Below are 17,079 nucleotides of genomic sequence, written 5' to 3'. Positions count from 1 at the left end.
CAACAACAATGAAATCGCCTTTACGTTTCGCCCTTAACCGCATGGTCGCGCCCCAATTGTCCCTGCCGGATTTCATCCAATTGGCGGTAGCGCTCAAGTGCGATGCCATCGAGATCCGCAACGACCTGGCGGACAGACAAATTGAATTCGGCACCCCGGCCAGCCGCGTGCGCGAACTGTGCGCGGTGCAAGGCATTACGGTGCTGTCGATCAACGCGTTGTACCCCTTTGATGTGTGGAACGACGAACGCCGTGCCCAGGCGATCACGCTGGCGACCTACGCGCGCGAATGCGGCGCCCAGGGCCTGGTGATGTGCCCGTTCAACGAGCCGGGTGACACGCGCAATGAAGCCCAGCGCGCTGCCGGCTTGCGCACCGCCCTGAGCGAGCTGGCGCCGATCCTGCGCGAATACGGGATTCTCGGTTTTATCGAACCCCTGGGTTTTGAAGAGTGCGCGATGCGCCGCAAACGCGTGGCGGTGGACGCGATCCAGTCCATCGGCGGCCTGGATGTGTTCCGCCTGGTGCACGACACCTTTCACCATCACCTGGCCAGCGAACATGAGTTCTTTCCGGAACTCACCGGCCTGGTGCATATCTCCGGCGTGGAAGATGCCGAGGCACCGCTGAATTCGATTCGCGACGGCCACCGCGTGCTGGTGGGCGAGGGCGACATCCTCGGCAACGCGGCGCAGATCGACACCTTGCTCAGCAGCGGCTACAGCGGCTACCTGTCGTTCGAGCCGTTTTCCGAGAGCGTGCATGGCCTGGCCGACATCCAGCAAGCGTTGGGTGCAAGCATCGCCCATTTGCAAAATTCTCGAACCTGACACCGATCAACCTGTGGGAGCTGGCTTGCCTGCGATAGCGATTTATCACATACAGATTCATTGCCTGACACACCGCTATCGCAGGCAAGCCAGCTCCCACATTGGATCGGTGTTGACCAATCGAATTGCATTCACACAAGGTGCAAGTGATGACCACGACAAGATTGACCATGGCCCAGGCCCTGGTGAAGTTCCTGGATAACCAATACATCGAAGTCGATGGCGTGCAGAGCAAATTTGTCGCCGGGGTGTTCACGATTTTCGGCCACGGCAATGTGCTGGGCCTGGGCCAGGCCCTGGAGCAGGACAGCGGTGACCTTGTCGTGCATCAGGGTCGCAACGAGCAAGGCATGGCCCACGCGGCCATCGGTTTCGCCAAGCAGCACCTGCGCCGCAAGATCTACGCGTGCACCGCCTCGGTCGGGCCCGGTGCGGCCAATATGCTCACCGCCGCCGCGACCGCCACGGCCAACCGTATTCCGTTGCTGCTGTTGCCGGGCGACGTCTACGCCAGCCGTCAGCCCGACCCGGTGCTGCAACAGATCGAACAGTTCCACGACCTGAGCATCAGCACCAACGATGCCTTTCGCTCGGTGAGCAAATACTGGGACCGCATCAACCGCCCCGAGCAGTTGATGACCGCTGCGATCCACGCCATGCGCGTGCTCACCGACCCGGCCGAAACCGGCGCCGTGACCCTGGCATTGCCCCAGGATGTGCAGGCCGAGGCCTGGGACTATCCCGATTACTTCCTGCAGAAACGCGTGCACCGTATTGAGCGTCGCCCGGCCACTGCCGCGATGATCGGTGACGCGCTGGCGGCGTTCCGAGGCAAACGCAAACCGCTGATCATCTGCGGTGGCGGCGTGAAGTACTCCGGCGCCAATGCCGCGCTGCAAGCGTTTGCCGAGCGTTTTGATATTCCCTTTGCCGAGACCCAGGCGGGCAAGAGTGCTGTCGTCTCCAGTCACCCGTTGAACGTGGGCGGGATCGGTGAAACCGGCTGCCTGGCGGCGAACCTGCTGGCGCCCGAGGCCGACCTGATCATTGGGATCGGCACGCGCTACACCGATTTCACCACCTCGTCCAAATCACTGTTCAAGCACGCCGAGGTGACGTTTCTCAACCTCAATATCAGCCCGTGCGACGCCCTGAAGCTCGACGGCGTGCAGGTGCTGGCCGACGCGCAGGTCGCGCTTGAAGCGCTCGCCGATGCCCTGGGCGACTACCGTTCCGGCTGGGGCGAGCAGGTGCGCGACGCCAAGGCGCAGCTGGATGCCGAAGTGGACCGCGTGCATCAGGTGGAATACGCCGGCGACGGCTTCGTGCCGGAGGTCGACGACCACCTGGACCGTGCGGTGCTGCGGGAATTCATCGAGCTGACCGGCTCGTGCCTGACCCAAAGCCGCGTGCTGGGCGTGCTCAACCAGAGCCTGGCGGATGACGCCATCATCGTCGCCGCCGCCGGCAGCCTGCCCGGCGACCTGCAACGCGCGTGGCGCAGCAAGGGCGTCAACACCTACCACGTCGAATACGGCTATTCGTGCATGGGCTACGAGATCAACGCCGCCCTGGGCGTGAAACTCGCCGAACCAACCAAGGAGGTCTACGCCCTGGTCGGCGATGGCTCCTACATGATGCTGCACTCGGAGCTGGCCACCTCGATCCAAGAGCGGCGCAAGATCAACGTGGTGCTGCTCGACAACATGGCTTTCGGCTGTATCAACAACCTGCAGATCGGCAATGGCATGGACAGCTTCGGCACCGAATTCCGCTTCCGCAACCCTGAGAGCGGCAAGCTCGATGGTGGCCTGGTCCCGGTGGATTTCGCCATGAGCGCGGCGGCTTATGGCTGCAAGACCTACAAGGTCAGCACCGTGGAACAACTGGAATCGGCGCTGGCGGACGCGCGTACGCAAACGGTGTCGACGCTGATTGATATCAAGGTGCTGCCCAAGACCATGATCCACGGCTACCTCTCGTGGTGGCGCGTGGGCGTGGCGCAGGTGTCCACCAGCGAACGCACGAATGCCGCCGCAAAAAAACTCAATGAACACCTGGCGAAGGCCCGGCAGTACTAATAACAAGAGGAGTGTTTGTATGTCTTTGAAGCTTGGAGTGATCGGTACAGGCGCCATCGGCCGGGACCATATTCGTCGTTGCAGCCAGACTTTGCTCAACAGCCAGGTGGTGGCGGTGACCGACATCAACCTTGAGCAGGCCGCCAAGGTGGTTGCGGACCTCAATCTGGACGCCGAGGTGTACCCCGACGGCCATGCCTTGATCAATTCGCCGCAGGTCGAGGCGGTGCTCGTCACCTCCTGGGGCCCGAGCCACGAAGAGTTCGTGCTCGCCGCCATCGCCGCCGGCAAACCGGTGTTCTGCGAAAAACCCCTGGCGGTCACCGCCGAGGGGTGTCGCCGGATCGTCGACGCCGAGGTGGCCTACGGCAAGCGCCTGGTGCAGGTCGGCTTCATGCGCCCTTACGACGAAGGCTATCGCGCCCTCAAAGCGGTGATCGACAGTGGCCAGATCGGCGAGCCGTTGATGCTGCACTGCGCGCACCGCAACCCCACGGTGGGCGAGAACTACAAGACCGACATGGCGATCACCGACACCCTGATCCACGAACTGGATGTATTGCGTTGGTTGCTCAACGATGACTACGTGTCGGTGCAAGTGGTGTTCCCGCGCAAATCCAGCAAGGCCCTGGCGCACTTGCGTGACCCGCAGATCGTGCTGCTGGAAACTGCCAAGGGCACGCGCATCGATGTGGAAGTGTTTGTGAACTGCCAGTACGGCTACGACATCCAGTGCGAAGTAGTGGGGGAGACCGGTATCGCCAAACTGCCGGAGCCATCCCAGGTGCAACTGCGCAGCGGGGCGAAGCTGTCCAATGCGATTCTGATGGACTGGAAGGACCGGTTTATCGGTGCATACGACGTGGAGTTGCAGGCGTTCATCGACAGCGTGCGCGCCGGGCAGGTCGGCGGGCCGTCGGCGTGGGACGGGTTCGCGGCGGCGGTGGCGGCGGATGCGTGTATCGAAGCGCAGGGCAGTGAGCAGATTGTGAAGATGAGCTTGCCGGATCGCCCACGTTTCTACGGCTAACCACAGTTCCACAGGTGGTATTCACTCAATGTGGGAGGGAGCAAGCCCCCTCCCACATTTGAATTGGGTTTCCACTTCAAGCAAGGAGTGAATGTATGAGAATCGGTCTAGTCGGCTACGGCCACGGAGGGCGCTTCTTTCATGCGCCGCTGATTGCCACACTGCCAGGCGCCACCTTTGTCGGGGTGGTGACGCGTTCCGCAGAGCGCCGCCAGCAATTGGCAACCGACCACCCCGGCCTCAAGGCCTTTGACTCCATCGGCCAGATCGTCGAAGCCGGGGTCGATGCGCTGGTGATCTCCACCACGCTTAAAGGGCGTCCCGCATTAGTGCTGGAAGCCATCGAACACGGCGTTGCGGTGGTCAGCGACAAACCCTTCGCCGCCAACGCCGAACAGGCCCAAGCCCTGATCACTGCGGCTGAACGCCAGGGCTCTTTGCTCAGCGTCTACCAGAACCGGCGCTGGGACTCGGACTACTTGACCCTGCGCAAACTCATCGACGCCGGCGCTCTGGGCACCATCACCCGTTTCGAATCCCGCGTGGAACGCTACAGCCCGCAAGCCGTGGGCAACGCCAGCGGTGGCGGCTGGCTGCGTGACCTGGGCAGCCATTTGGTCGATCAGGCCCTGCAACTGTTCGGGCCGGTAGATCGGGTGTTCGCCCAACTGCACTACACCGCCGAACACCCCACCGTGGATCATGGCTTCTTTGTCTCCCTGACCCATGCCAACGGGGTGATCTCTCACCTGTGGGGCAATGCCTTGCAAAACAGCCAGGCCCCGCGTTTCAGGGTCAGTGGCACCGCCGGCTGCTACACCGTCGACGGTTTGGACGGCCAGGAAGACGCCTTGATGGCCGGCAAGTCGCCGAAGACCGAAGGCGAGCATTGGGGCGCTGAAGAACACCGACGTTGGGGCTGGTTCGAACAAGGCCCGGAACGCGAGCGAGTGCCGTCGGAGAAGGGCTGCTGGACGCAGTTCTATCGGCAGTTGCAAGTGGCCGTGCAAGGGCAGGGGCCGTTGCCGGTGGACGCCTATGATGCGCTGGAAACCACCCGTATATTGGACGCCGCACGCCTGAGCGCCGAGCGCCAGCAGGTGGTTTCAACAAAAATAGAATAAAATTCTAAAACAGGTTGATATGGAAATTATTTTCCAATAAAGTCTTTTCCAGGTTGCATAAAGTACGTTCGGACTCGATTCGCACGACTCAACAAAAACAAGATCAAAAACAACCAGGTACCGTCAGATGAAAATCTTCAACGCTGTACTGCGAGTTTTACGCCCTGCCCACACGCCACGCGGCCTGCCCCGCGCCCGGCCGTTCTACTTCTCCTTCCTTAATGTGCTGTGCGTCGAAAACAAAGGCGCGCTGGTGTGCTGCATTCCAGGCGCACCGGTCGTCCGGCTGCCTGCCGAGCTCTGAAAAACGCAACGTCCAAAAAACCAACAAGAAAGTGGAGACAGACCGTTCATGAAGACCCCGATCCGTTTTACCGCGCTGGCCTTGTCCATGCTGCTGGCCAGTGGTTTTGCCTCGGCTGCCGACTTGAAGATAGGCGTGAGCATGTCCGCCTTCGATGACACCTTCCTGACTTACCTGCGCGAAGACATGGACAAGCAAGCCAAGTCCTATCCCAAGGGCGATGGCGTGCAGCTGCAGTTCGAGGACGCGCGTGCCGATGTGGTCAAGCAACTGAGCCAGGTCGAGAACTTTATCAGTCAGAAAGTCGACGCGATCATCGTCAACCCGGTGGATACCGCCTCGACCAAGAACATCATCAATGCGGCGACCAAGGCGGGCATCCCGCTGGTCTTCGTCAACCGCCGTCCCGACCAGAAAGACTTGCCCAAGGATGTGGTCGCGGTGACCTCCGATGACATCGAGGCGGGTCGCCTGCAAATGCAATACATCGCTGAGAAACTCGGCGGCAAGGGCAAGATTGTGATCCTGCTGGGTGACCTGGCGAACAACTCCACCACCAACCGCACCAAGGGCGTGAAGGAGGTGCTGGCCAAATACCCGGACATCAAGATCGAACAGGAACAGACCGGCATCTGGCTGCGTGACAAGGGCATGACCCTGGTCAACGACTGGCTGACCCAAGGTCGCGAATTCAACGCCGTGTTGGCCAACAACGATGAGATGGCCATCGGTGCGTCCATGGCCCTGAAGTCGGCGGGTACCAAGCCGGGCAGCGTGCTGATCGCAGGTGTCGACGGCACCCCGGACGGTCTGAACGCGATCACCAAGGGTGACATGGCCGCGTCGGCGTTCCAGGACGCCAAGGGTCAGGCGGTGGGATCGGTGGAAGCGGCGCGCAAAATGGCCAAGAAGGAGCCGGTCGAGCAGAACGTGATTATTCCGTTCCAACTGATCACTCCAGAAAACGTCGCCCAGTTCAAGTAGCCCTGACATAACAACAATAAACCGGCAGGGCGGTCGTGCCCGCCCTGCCGATGGAGTACCTCCCTATGCTCGCTCAAGCCGCTGTCTCGCAGCCCCCCGGCCTCCAGCCGTTGCCGCTGGACGAACCCTACCTGCTGGAAATCGTCAACATCAGCAAAGGCTTTCCCGGCGTCGTGGCCCTGGCCGACGTGCAATTGCGCGTACGCCCTGGCACGGTGCTGGCGCTGATGGGCGAGAACGGTGCGGGCAAATCCACGCTGATGAAAATCATCGCCGGCATCTACCAGCCCGACGCCGGGGAAATTCGCCTGCGCGGCAAGCCGATCGTATTTGAAACGCCCCTGGCGGCCCAGAAGGCCGGGATCGCGATGATCCACCAGGAACTCAACCTGATGCCGCACATGAGCATCGCCGAGAACATCTGGATCGGCCGCGAGCAGCTCAACAGCCTGCACATGGTCAACCACCGCGAAATGCACCGCTGCACGGCAGAATTGCTGGCACGCCTGCGCATCAACCTGGACCCCGAGGAACACGTGGGCAACCTGAGCATCGCCGAGCGGCAGATGGTCGAGATTGCCAAGGCCGTGTCCTACGACTCCGACATCCTGATCATGGATGAACCGACGTCGGCCATTACCGAGAAGGAAGTGGCCCACCTGTTTTCGATCATTGCCGACCTCAAGGCCCAGGGCAAAGGCATCGTCTACATCACGCATAAAATGAACGAAGTGTTTGCCATCGCCGATGAAGTGGCGGTGTTTCGTGACGGCCACTATATCGGCTTGCAACGCGCCGACAGCATGAACAGCGACAGCCTGATCTCGATGATGGTCGGCCGTGAACTGAGCCAGTTGTTCCCGGTGCGCGAGACGCCGATCGGCGACCTGCTGCTGTCGGTCCGCGACCTGCGCCTGGACGGTGTGTTCAAGGACGTCTCCTTTGACCTGCATGCCGGCGAGATCCTCGGCATCGCCGGGTTGATGGGCTCAGGCCGCACCAACGTGGCGGAAACCATTTTCGGCATCACCCCAAGCGACGGCGGGAAGATTGAACTGGACGGGAAGGCGGTGCGTATCAGCGACCCGCACATGGCCATCGAGAAGGGCTTTGCGCTGCTGACCGAGGACCGCAAGCTCAGCGGCCTGTTCCCGTGCCTGTCGGTACTGGAAAACATGGAGATGGCCGTGCTGCCGCATTACTCGGGTAACGGCTTTATCCAGCAGAAAGCCCTGCGTGCGCTGTGCGAAGACATGTGCAAGAAGCTGCGGGTGAAAACCCCGTCCCTTGAACAGTGCATCGACACCTTGTCCGGCGGCAACCAGCAGAAGGCGTTGCTGGCGCGCTGGCTGATGACCAACCCGCGCCTGCTGATCCTCGATGAACCCACGCGGGGCATCGACGTGGGCGCCAAGGCCGAGATCTATCGTTTGATCTCGTTCCTGGCCAGCGAAGGCATGGCGGTGATCATGATTTCCTCCGAGCTGCCCGAAGTGCTGGGCATGAGCGACCGGGTCATGGTGATGCACGAAGGCGAATTGATGGGCACCTTGGATCGCAGCGAAGCGACCCAGGAAAAAGTCATGCAGTTGGCCTCCGGGATGACGGCAGTCCACTGACGTACAGAATAAAAAAGGTGATTGGCTATGAACGCAATAACGGATAACAAACCGGCGACGGTGCCAACCAAGAGTCGTCGACGCATGCCCACCGAGCTGAGCATCTTCCTGGTGCTGATCGGTATCGGCCTGGTGTTTGAATTGTTCGGCTGGATCGTGCGTGACCAGAGCTTCCTGATGAACTCCCAGCGCCTGGTGCTGATGATCCTGCAGGTGTCGATCATTGGGCTGCTGGCCATCGGCGTGACCCAGGTGATCATCACCACCGGTATCGACCTGTCCTCCGGCTCGGTGCTGGCATTGTCGGCGATGATCGCCGCCAGTTTGGCGCAAACGTCCGATTTTTCCCGGGCGGTATTCCCGAGCCTGACCGACTTGCCGGTGTGGATCCCGGTGGCCATGGGGCTGGGTGTGGGGCTGTTGGCGGGTGCGATCAATGGAAGCATCATCGCCGTTACCGGTATCCCACCGTTTATCGCCACCTTGGGCATGATGGTCTCGGCGCGCGGCCTGGCGCGTTATTACACCGAAGGCCAGCCGGTGAGTATGCTGTCGGACTCGTACACGGCCATCGGCCATGGCGCGATGCCGGTGATCATCTTCCTGGTGGTGGCGGTGATCTTCCACATCGCCTTGCGCTACACCAAGTACGGCAAGTACACCTACGCCATCGGCGGCAACATGCAGGCGGCGCGGACGTCGGGGATCAACGTCAAGCGTCATCTGATCATCGTCTACAGCATCGCCGGCTTGCTCGCAGGTTTGGCGGGGGTCGTGGCGTCTGCTCGCGCGGCGACGGGTCAGGCCGGCATGGGCATGTCCTATGAGCTGGATGCGATTGCCGCGGCGGTGATCGGCGGCACCAGCCTGGCGGGCGGGGTAGGGCGCATTACCGGTACTGTGATCGGCGCGCTGATCCTCGGGGTGATGGCCAGCGGGTTTACCTTTGTCGGGGTGGACGCGTATATCCAGGACATCATCAAGGGCCTGATCATTGTGGTCGCAGTGGTGATTGACCAGTATCGCAACAAGCGCAAGCTCAAACGCTGAGATCGTCTTACGGCCAACACACATCAAATGTGGGCGCTGGCTTGCCTGCGATTGCATCCACTCGGTAGCCCTGACCGACCGAGTCGCCTGCATCGCGGGCAAGCCCGACGCCCACACTTGATCTTTATCAGGCCGTTCTAACCGTTTGTCTTCTATATAGCTCCACAACACTGAATTTCTTGCTATAAACGCACTCCGATAACCATTCGCCAAGCCCGTCCTGGTGCCTTTTGGGGTTATCTCGGAAAAATTGCCTGTCATTTCAGTTGCTGCGCCCTCAAGTCGGCCTTAGACTGCCGCCCCTCGTAAATTGAGTGCCGGGTGGCGCTTGAAATGGACGGCGCCTTTCCGAGACCTGCAGAGGTCGACCGGAACGCTCCCTTATTCGCCTTAATGCACGTATTTTTTATAGAGAAATCAATGACAAAGGAAAAGTTGCTGGCCATGCCGGCGGATGACTACATGAATGCCGAACAGCACGCTTTTTTCGAGAAGTTGCTGCAAGACATGAAAGTGGAACACCACGAGCGCATCGAACAGAACCGCATCGCCATTGAAAGCCTGGACACCCCCGCTGACCCGGCTGACGCCGCTTCCGTGGAAGAAGAGCGCACTTGGTTGGTCAATGCCATCGACCGCGACCAGCGCATGCTGCCGCAACTTGAGCGTGCACTGGAACGCATCAAGGAAGATTCTTTTGGCTGGTGCGATGACAGCGGCGAGCCTATTGGCCTCAAGCGCCTGCTGATCAGCCCAACCACCAAATACTGCATCGAAGCGCAAGAGCGCCACGAGCAGATCGACAAGCATCAGCGCCAAGCCTGATGCGGTGAAGCTGGGGGATCGCCACGCCGTTCCCCCAGGGAAAGACCCCGTTACACCCCCTCTATTGATCTGCTGCAAGCTACCCCACTAAAGGCCCATGGATAATGGCCCGATAGTGGCGTTTAATGCAGTGACAATAACGACAAGCAGTGGGGTGGCGAAGATGGCTGGAGACGGGTCTCTGATGGGCGCAGCAGTGCCACCGCAACCGGTGGTGCGCGGCTTGCCCGGCTGGTTCACGCAGCTGATGCAGAGCGCCGCCCTTGTGTTGCTACTGCTGGGCCTGGCGTTTGCCAGCCTGCCGCTGTACCTCTGCCTGCCACTGGCCTTGCTGGTGATCTGGCTGCCTCAGCTGAAACGCCGCACGCCGGTTATTGCGTCTGCCGAGGCCGTCGATGCCATTGGCGAGCTGACTCGCGACCTGTCCCACACCACCAGCCATAACGCATTGTCCGCTGCCGGCGTGGCCTATTCGGTCAAGCAACTGGCCGCCCGGTTGCAGTCGCAGTTGAGCGCCGCCAAGCAGATTGTCAGCAGTGCCGAAGTGATGATTGGCACCGAAAAGATCACCTCCCAACTCAGTCGTGAGGCTCTGGAAGCCGCGAGCCAAGCCCATCAGCGCAGCACCGAGGGCCGCGAAGTGCTGGCCCAATCAATTACCCGCATGCACCAACTCAGCCAGCGCGCCAACGCGAGCCGTGAACTGATCGAAGCCTTGAGCCAGCGCAGTGAAGAAATCCAGCGGGTGACCCTGGTGATCCAGTCCATCGCCAGCCAGACCAACTTGCTGGCGCTCAATGCGGCCATTGAAGCGGCGCGGGCCGGTGAACACGGTCGTGGCTTCGCGGTGGTCGCGGATGAAGTGCGCGGGCTGGCCGGCCGCACGGCCACGGCCACCGATGAAGTGGGCGTGATGGTGGCGGATATCCAGCAACGTACCGCCCAGGTGGTAGAGCAGATTCGCCAGCTTTCGGCGGACCTGCACACTGGCGTCGAGCAGGTGGAGCACGCTGGCGAGCAGTTGCAAAGTATCGCAACGCTGGCGGCGGGTGTGGAAGGCCAGGTGAATGAAATCGCCCAGGGCACCGACACCAATCGCACCCAGCTCGACAGCCTGTTCCATGCCGTGGAACAGATGCGCAGCGACCTGGCCGTCAGTGACCAGCAAACCCGTCAACTGGCCGATGCCGCCGTGCAGATGGAGGGTCAGGCCGAAACCATCAGCGAGCGCCTGGCGGCAGTCGGGCTGGATGACTACCACCAGCGTATCTACGACCTGGCCCGCGAGGGTGCGAGCCGAATTGCCGCGCAATTCGAAGCCGATGTGCAACAGAACCGCATCAGCCTGGATGACCTGTTCGACCGCAGCTACACGCCGATTGCCAACACCAGCCCGAGCAAGTACCACACCCGGTTTGACGGCTACACCGACCAGGTGCTGCCGGCGATCCAGGAGGCGCTGTTGCCACGGCATGAAGGGTTGGTGTTCGCCATCGCCTGCACGCCGCAGGGCTATGTGCCGACGCACAACAAAGCGTTTTCCCAGGCGCTGACCGGCGACATGCAAGTGGATGCGGTGCAGAACCGCACCAAGCGCAAGTTCGAAGACCGCACCGGGATCCGCTGTGGCAGCCACCAACAGGCAGTTCTGCTGCAAACCTATACCCGCGACACCGGGGAGTTGATGCACGATCTGTCGGTGCCGATCATGGTCAAGGGTCGGCACTGGGGCGGCCTGCGCCTGGGCTATAAACCCGAGGCTGTGAGGCGCTGACGTAAATTAGGCTTTTCCGGAATGGGCATAGGTATCGACACATATTGTAGTGAGCGGGCTTGTCCCGCGCTGGGTGGCGAAGCCGCCCCAATAAAGACATCGCCGAGTTCCAGATAGAACTAGGTCGCTTGGTTTGGGGCGGCTTCGCCACCCAGCGCGGGGCAAGCCCGCTCACTACAGGGAGATTTTTCAGCCTTTGAACGTTGTGTAGATATCTACCGTCAGTGCGGTTGATGCAGGCGTTGGTTGAGTTCGTCCACCGCGATCGCCCATTCGGCGTCTTCGCGCAGCTCTTCCTTGAGAAAACTTGCCTGTTGTGCGGACCAGAAAGGCGCATCGATCAACTTCACGTCGTCAGGCAAAGGGTGCGCGACGATAAACGCATCGATGGCCTCCGGAGTTGAATCCAGGCCCAATTGTTCAAACAGGGTTTCAAGGGTGGGGATTGGCGCGTCCATTTCGTTCTCCATGCAGGGTGGTCGTTATGCATGGGAGGGTTGTGGCGCGGTAGAGTTCTATCGGATGTCAGGAATTCAGGGCCCCGGCATCCACAGCGGTCTTTAACGCCTTGGCGGCGTCCTTTGCGGCGATGGCGGCGGCGTCGGCGGTTTTGAACCAGCGGTCTTTTTCGACCTGGTGTGTGGTGACAGTGGTCAGCGGTGGCTTGGCCCGCATGACAATCACTGCTTGAAATTCACCGTCTACCTCCCTTGCGTCGCCATGGATGAAAAATTCGCCGATATCAAATTCCGTCACGTAGAGCCTTCCCTTGGAGATAACTGCACTGGAGAAACCTGGCCCGCGGGGCACAAACTTCAGTGGACGGGCCAGTATGGCAGTTGTTGCGGGTCGGCGGCGCAGTTAAGTTACCCGGCGGACGAAACGATTGCGCTGTGGGAGGCCTGCAACAGGGCTTCAAGTTTCTTGGCCAGCTCACAGGCCTTGACATGATCGCTGCGAAAGCCTTTGATTCGACCGCTGAGCACTTCACGGATGTGGAAAAAGTTTCTGCCGGCAGGTACGACTTGGTAGAGAACCGAATCCGAGTACCCACCAAAGCCGTTCAAACGGTAGTATTGAGCGCTGTCCTGACAGGATGAACGGGTGTGCGAAGACATAGCGCTGTAGGGTGATCGTTGCATGGCCTGCTCCTTTCGATCTAGCCGGATGACGTTATTGCAGCGTTTTGAGTGGTTTTGATCCTTGCTGCTGTTTTAGTATTGTTGTCGCCGGCCCGCGCACGGTTCCACGACAGTGTGTTTATTTGTGTTTGCGTGTCGGAAAACTGCATTTTTAATCAGGTTATTCTCTGAAGTTGGTCGGCGCGTATTCTCGTGCCGTGAAACCTGTGATCTCCTGTGGTGCCTGATGACCTCGCACAAGGTCTATCGCATACGTGCGCACTCGTCTTACGGCGCGATGGCGGGATTAACTTCAGTTTTTTTCAAAGAATGAGTGATGTGGTCGTGCCGTGATGGCCGTTTTTTTGTGCTGCCCGCTCTGGCGGACAGCGCTCTTTTCGATGTGGGGGCGTTTCCTTGGCAGTCAGTAATCTGGATATGCACGCGTTATTCGTGCTGGGTGATTTGCGCGCAAAGTTGGTTAAACAGTTTCAATCCCGTTTCGTTTACATCACCGAGCAGACGCCGGAAGGCATCTACATCGCCGAAATCGATACCGAAGCGGCGATGGTGGTGGATGACAAGCCCCGCTTGGAACTCAAAGTCGGAGACCATTTCCGCGCGGCGGTGTTGCCGAGTCGTGAAGGCGGCAAGTTCGAGTTGAAGTTCCGCGACATCAAGTTGACCGTCTATGGCTTGGGCGAATACGCCTTTGTGTCTTCAGCCGAAGGCCAGGGCATTGTGTTCAAGGAAGGCCACAGCGTGATGCTGGTATTTGCCGCCACCGAGCAACTGCAGGAAGGCCTGACCAAAACCCTGAAGGCCGTGACCGGCAAGGCCGCCAAATGGCGCAAGGGTGAACTGGTGACGTTCAAGGCCAGTGAATAATCAGTAAAAACAGCGAACACCCGTTATCTCCCGGAACCTCTACTACAGTTGAGTTGACTTAATTGTTCAGAGGCTTCGCGCATACGCAGCAAAGCCGTCCGCCATTGGCTGCGATATCGCGAGGTGCGAAGGCATGAAAGGATTGAGAACACTGTTGGCAGCATCCCTGACGACCCTGGCACTGTCAGTGACGACGTTGCCGGTTTCAGCGGCCCAGGCACCGATCCATTTTGCCGACTTGAACTGGGAAAGCGGCAGTCTGATCACTGAAGTGTTGCGGGTGATTGTCGAGAAGGGCTACGACCTGCCCACCGACACCTTGCCGGGCACCACCATCACCCTGGAAACCGCCCTGGCGAAGAACGACATCCAGGTGATCGGCGAAGAATGGGCCGGCCGCAGCCCGGTGTGGGTCAAGGCTGAGGCCGAAGGCAAGGTGGTAGGCCTGGGCGATACCGTCAAAGGCGCAACCGAAGGCTGGTGGGTGCCGGAATATGTGGTCAAGGGTGACCCTGCCAAAGGCATCAAGCCCCTGGCGCCGGGCCTCAAAAGCGTGACGGACCTGGCGCATTACAAGGACGTGTTCAAGGACCCCGAATCCCCAGGCAAGGGGCGCTTTCTCAACAGCCCGATCGGCTGGACCTCGGAAGTGGTCAACAAACAGAAGCTCAAGGCCTACGGCCTGGATGACAGCTACGTGAACTTCCGCAGCGGTTCGGGCGCGGCACTGGATGCCGAGATTGCCTCGTCGATCCGGCGTGGCAAGCCGGTGCTGTTCTACTACTGGTCGCCGACGCCGCTGATGGGACGCTACAAGCTGATCCAGCTGGAAGAACCGCCGTTTGATGCCGAGGCGTGGAAGACCCTGACGGATGCAGATAACCCTGATCCGAAGCCGACGCGGTCGTTGGCGTCGAAGTTGAGTATCGGCGTTTCTACGCCGTTCCAGAAGGAACATCCGCAGATTGCCGAGTTCTTTGAAAAGGTCGAGTTTCCGATTGAACCGCTGAATAAAGCCTTGGCGACCATGAGCGAAAATCACACCGCGCCACGTGAGGTGGCCCAGGCGTTTCTCAAGGAACATCCCGAGGTGTGGAAGGCATGGTTGACCGAGGATGTGGCGCAGAAGGTTGAAGCCAGCCTGAAATAACCACGGATCTTTCAGTTCAATGCGGATCAAGTGTGGGAGGGGGCTTGCTCCCGATGCAGCGTCTTAGTCACGGCATGGTTGACTGATTCACCGCTATCGGGAGCAAGCTTCCTTCCACATTCAGTTGCATTCCAAGATTAGAACCGGGTCTGTACCGCCAACTCAAAGGTTCGTGGCGAGCCCAAGTAATACGCCGGCGACACATGCGCAAACTCGGCATACACCTCATTGGTCACGTTGCGCACCCGGCCCGTCACCGAGGTGTGCGAGTCCACCTTATAGCGCAGGAACGTTCCGAACAGCGTGTAGGCTGGAACCGTCTGGGTGTTGGCATTGTCCGCAAACACCTCGGCCACATACCGCGCATCCACGCCACCTTGCCAGTCCTCGGCAAAATCATACGTCAGCCACAGGTTGCCCACGCGCTTGGGCACGTTGGTGGGCGTGTTGCCTTTGCGTGAGACCACCGCGCCGCTGGCGATTTTCTCATTGAAGTCATCGTATTCGGCGTCAACCCAGGCGAAGTTGCCTTCCGCCAGCAGCCTGGGCGTGATGCGCAGTGAACTCGCCAACTCGATGCCCCTGGAAGACTGCGCGCCGACCGGGATGCTGTTGGTGGGATCCAGCGGATCGGTCACGGCAAAGTCCTTGCGCTCGATCTTGTAGGCCGCCACGGTGGCCGAGCCGCGACCGTCCAGGTAGTCGAACTTACTGCCCACTTCCCACTGTTTGCCCGTCGAGACCTCAAACACTTGCGTGGTGGTCGTCGGTTGCTCGGCGGCGGTGCTGTATTGCACATACACATTGGCCGAGGGGATGAACTGATAGGTCAGGCCCACGCGGCCGGTCACCGGTTCCCAGCGGCGCTTGAAGTGGCGGGGGTTGGTGGCGGTTATCGCCCGGTGGTTGGTGACGTCCAGGTCGATGGCGTCATACCGCAAGCCGGTCAGCAGCGACAGTTTATCGGTGAGGCCCAGACGGTTCTCTACGAATAATGCCTGGGTGGTGACTTCGTTGGTCTTGTCCTTGCCGACGTTCTCTCGGGTTCGCGGGATGTCATAGAAGTGGCCGGGATCGAAGTTGTTTGGGTCTACCACGCTGTCGCCTGGCACATTCAGTGGGGTGTTGGTAGTGCTGTTGACCTTGTACTCGAAACCGCCGGACCAGGTGGCCGAGAGTCCGAAAATGTGGTCCTCGTGGCGCCACTCGAACTGGTTGCCGTTTTGTTCGCCCTGATGGCGCACCTGATAGGCCGTCGAGCGGTTTACCGCGCTGTTGTCGGCGTTGTACTGGTAGGTTTCCAGGTTGCGGTAATCGCGCTGGCTGTCCAAATGGTAGAGGGTGTTTTTCAGCGTTGTGCTGTCGTTGAGGCGGTAGTCGATGATCGAACGCACCCAGAGCGTGCGCTGTTCGTAGCGGCCGTCGGCGACGTTGTAGTTGTTGAAGCGGTTGCGCTTGTCGATCTTCAGTTCGCCGACCTTGGGGTTGAGCACCGGCGTGCCCCAGTAGGGGCTGTCTTCATGCTCGTCCTGGTATTCCAGCGCCAGGGTGTGGGACAGGTTCGGGGTGAGATCACTGAGCAGGGAAAACGCCAGGCTCCAGGCGTCGCGCTGGTCGCGGTCGATGTAGCTGTGGTTGGTGTTGCGGCTTACATCCAGGCGAGCGTAGTGCTGCACCTCGGCGCCGGGGTCGGTCAGGGCATGATTGACACCGAAGGCCATGCCGGCGGTGTCATAACTGCCGTAAGTGAGTTGCCCTTCGGCAGCCTGTTCCTCACGGGTGGCCAGCTTGGTCACGTAGTTGAGCGAACCGCCCACTGAGCCTGCGCCGTTGATCAGCGAGGAGGGGCCGCCCACCAGCTCCACCCGGTCATAGATCCACGCATCCACCGGGCGTGCCAGGCCGGTGGCGACGTTGACGCCGTTGAACATCTGGGTGATCTGGCTGCTGGTAAAGCCACGGTAGGAGACAAACCCGCCAAACCCCGGTGGAGCGCTGGCGTTAACGCCGGGCAAGGTATTGGCCGCATCGCGGAAAGTCTTGGCGCCGTGGCGCTCGATGTCATTGCGAGTGGCGATGGCCACTGACGCCGGGGTTTCCCGCACGCTCAAGCCCAACCGCGACGCCATGCCGCTGGATTGGTCCAAAGCCAAACCGGGCTCGACGGCTTGTTCGCCATCGATGGTCGTCGGGGCCAACTCAAGGGCCCAGGCGCAGACAGGCAGGCAGCCGAACAGGCCCGCCAACAGGGGTAGATGTTTCATGGTTGAATCCTGAAAAACTTGGCTTGAAAGCAACG

At 60.2% G+C, this 17,079-nt stretch carries 16 protein-coding genes; 12 read left to right on the top strand and 4 right to left on the bottom strand.

From position 1 onward, the window contains the following. Positions 1 to 8 precede the first annotated feature (8 nt). From QCBJ_RS06365 to QCBJ_RS06325, 10 genes are all read left to right on the top strand, one after another. Positions 9 to 830 (top strand): TIM barrel protein, encoded by an 822-nt coding sequence (locus tag QCBJ_RS06365; RefSeq protein WP_102060335.1) that lies wholly within the window; start codon positions 9 to 11, stop codon positions 828 to 830. Between the two features lie 149 nt (positions 831 to 979). Further along, positions 980 to 2,911 (top strand): 3D-(3,5/4)-trihydroxycyclohexane-1,2-dione acylhydrolase (decyclizing), encoded by a 1,932-nt coding sequence (gene iolD / locus QCBJ_RS06360; protein ID WP_012723780.1) that lies wholly within the window; start codon positions 980 to 982, stop codon positions 2,909 to 2,911. A gap of 19 nt (positions 2,912 to 2,930) precedes the next feature. Further along, positions 2,931 to 3,941 carry a Gfo/Idh/MocA family protein gene (locus QCBJ_RS06355; RefSeq protein ID WP_046034037.1) on the top strand — a complete coding sequence of 337 codons (1,011 nt, stop codon included), beginning with the start codon at positions 2,931 to 2,933 and terminating at the stop codon, positions 3,939 to 3,941. Between the two features lie 95 nt (positions 3,942 to 4,036). After that, entirely contained in the window at positions 4,037 to 5,065 is a 1,029-nt protein-coding gene (locus tag QCBJ_RS06350; protein ID WP_102060334.1) for a Gfo/Idh/MocA family oxidoreductase, read from the top strand. A 127-nt stretch (positions 5,066 to 5,192) separates the two neighbouring features. Beyond that, on the top strand, positions 5,193 to 5,369 hold the full coding sequence (locus tag QCBJ_RS30175) for a hypothetical protein (RefSeq protein WP_012723783.1): 177 nt from the start codon (positions 5,193 to 5,195) through the stop codon (positions 5,367 to 5,369). 48 nt (positions 5,370 to 5,417) lie between these two features. Next, the gene (locus QCBJ_RS06345) at positions 5,418 to 6,353 is read left to right on the top strand and encodes a sugar ABC transporter substrate-binding protein (protein ID WP_012723784.1); all 936 of its coding nucleotides are present in this window, start codon (positions 5,418 to 5,420) and stop codon (positions 6,351 to 6,353) included. A 65-nt stretch (positions 6,354 to 6,418) separates the two neighbouring features. Continuing rightward, positions 6,419 to 7,972 carry a sugar ABC transporter ATP-binding protein gene (locus QCBJ_RS06340; protein ID WP_102060333.1) on the top strand — a complete coding sequence of 518 codons (1,554 nt, stop codon included), beginning with the start codon at positions 6,419 to 6,421 and terminating at the stop codon, positions 7,970 to 7,972. A 27-nt stretch (positions 7,973 to 7,999) separates the two neighbouring features. Continuing rightward, a complete protein-coding gene (locus QCBJ_RS06335; RefSeq protein WP_016975559.1) occupies positions 8,000 to 9,022 on the top strand; it encodes an ABC transporter permease in 1,023 nt (340 codons plus the stop codon). Positions 9,023 to 9,442: 420 nt separating this feature from the next. Further along, positions 9,443 to 9,847 (top strand): TraR/DksA C4-type zinc finger protein, encoded by a 405-nt coding sequence (locus tag QCBJ_RS06330; RefSeq protein ID WP_003191666.1) that lies wholly within the window; start codon positions 9,443 to 9,445, stop codon positions 9,845 to 9,847. Positions 9,848 to 9,944: 97 nt separating this feature from the next. Then, a complete protein-coding gene (locus tag QCBJ_RS06325) occupies positions 9,945 to 11,621 on the top strand; it encodes a methyl-accepting chemotaxis protein (RefSeq protein ID WP_370636188.1) in 1,677 nt (558 codons plus the stop codon). A gap of 221 nt (positions 11,622 to 11,842) precedes the next feature. Here QCBJ_RS06325 and QCBJ_RS06320 read toward each other — a convergent pair whose 3' ends face one another. From QCBJ_RS06320 to QCBJ_RS06310, 3 genes are all read right to left on the bottom strand, one after another. Then, positions 11,843 to 12,079: a DUF2789 domain-containing protein gene (locus tag QCBJ_RS06320; RefSeq protein WP_043205235.1), complete on the bottom strand. Its 237-nt coding sequence runs from the start codon at positions 12,077 to 12,079 to the stop codon at positions 11,843 to 11,845. Positions 12,080 to 12,146: 67 nt separating this feature from the next. Further along, the gene (locus QCBJ_RS06315; protein ID WP_093546923.1) at positions 12,147 to 12,377 is read right to left on the bottom strand and encodes a hypothetical protein; all 231 of its coding nucleotides are present in this window, start codon (positions 12,375 to 12,377) and stop codon (positions 12,147 to 12,149) included. 110 nt (positions 12,378 to 12,487) lie between these two features. Then, positions 12,488 to 12,763 (bottom strand): hypothetical protein, encoded by a 276-nt coding sequence (locus QCBJ_RS06310; protein WP_012723790.1) that lies wholly within the window; start codon positions 12,761 to 12,763, stop codon positions 12,488 to 12,490. A gap of 417 nt (positions 12,764 to 13,180) precedes the next feature. Here QCBJ_RS06310 and QCBJ_RS06305 point away from each other — a divergent pair, with 417 nt between their 5' ends. Continuing rightward, positions 13,181 to 13,630 (top strand): hypothetical protein, encoded by a 450-nt coding sequence (locus QCBJ_RS06305; protein WP_046034041.1) that lies wholly within the window; start codon positions 13,181 to 13,183, stop codon positions 13,628 to 13,630. Positions 13,631 to 13,763: 133 nt separating this feature from the next. Then, positions 13,764 to 14,780: an ABC transporter substrate-binding protein gene (locus QCBJ_RS06300; RefSeq protein ID WP_093546928.1), complete on the top strand. Its 1,017-nt coding sequence runs from the start codon at positions 13,764 to 13,766 to the stop codon at positions 14,778 to 14,780. Positions 14,781 to 14,917: 137 nt separating this feature from the next. Here QCBJ_RS06300 and QCBJ_RS06295 read toward each other — a convergent pair whose 3' ends face one another. Then, positions 14,918 to 17,044 carry a TonB-dependent siderophore receptor gene (locus QCBJ_RS06295; RefSeq protein ID WP_102060332.1) on the bottom strand — a complete coding sequence of 709 codons (2,127 nt, stop codon included), beginning with the start codon at positions 17,042 to 17,044 and terminating at the stop codon, positions 14,918 to 14,920. Between the last annotated feature and the right edge of the window lie 35 nt (positions 17,045 to 17,079).

The sequence above is a fragment of the Pseudomonas sp. QC2 genome (genome assembly GCF_002859085.1).
Taxonomy (GTDB): domain Bacteria; phylum Pseudomonadota; class Gammaproteobacteria; order Pseudomonadales; family Pseudomonadaceae; genus Aquipseudomonas; species Aquipseudomonas petroselini.
Note: the sequence above shows the minus strand (reverse complement) of the source record. Positions and strands in the feature narration are given on the sequence as shown.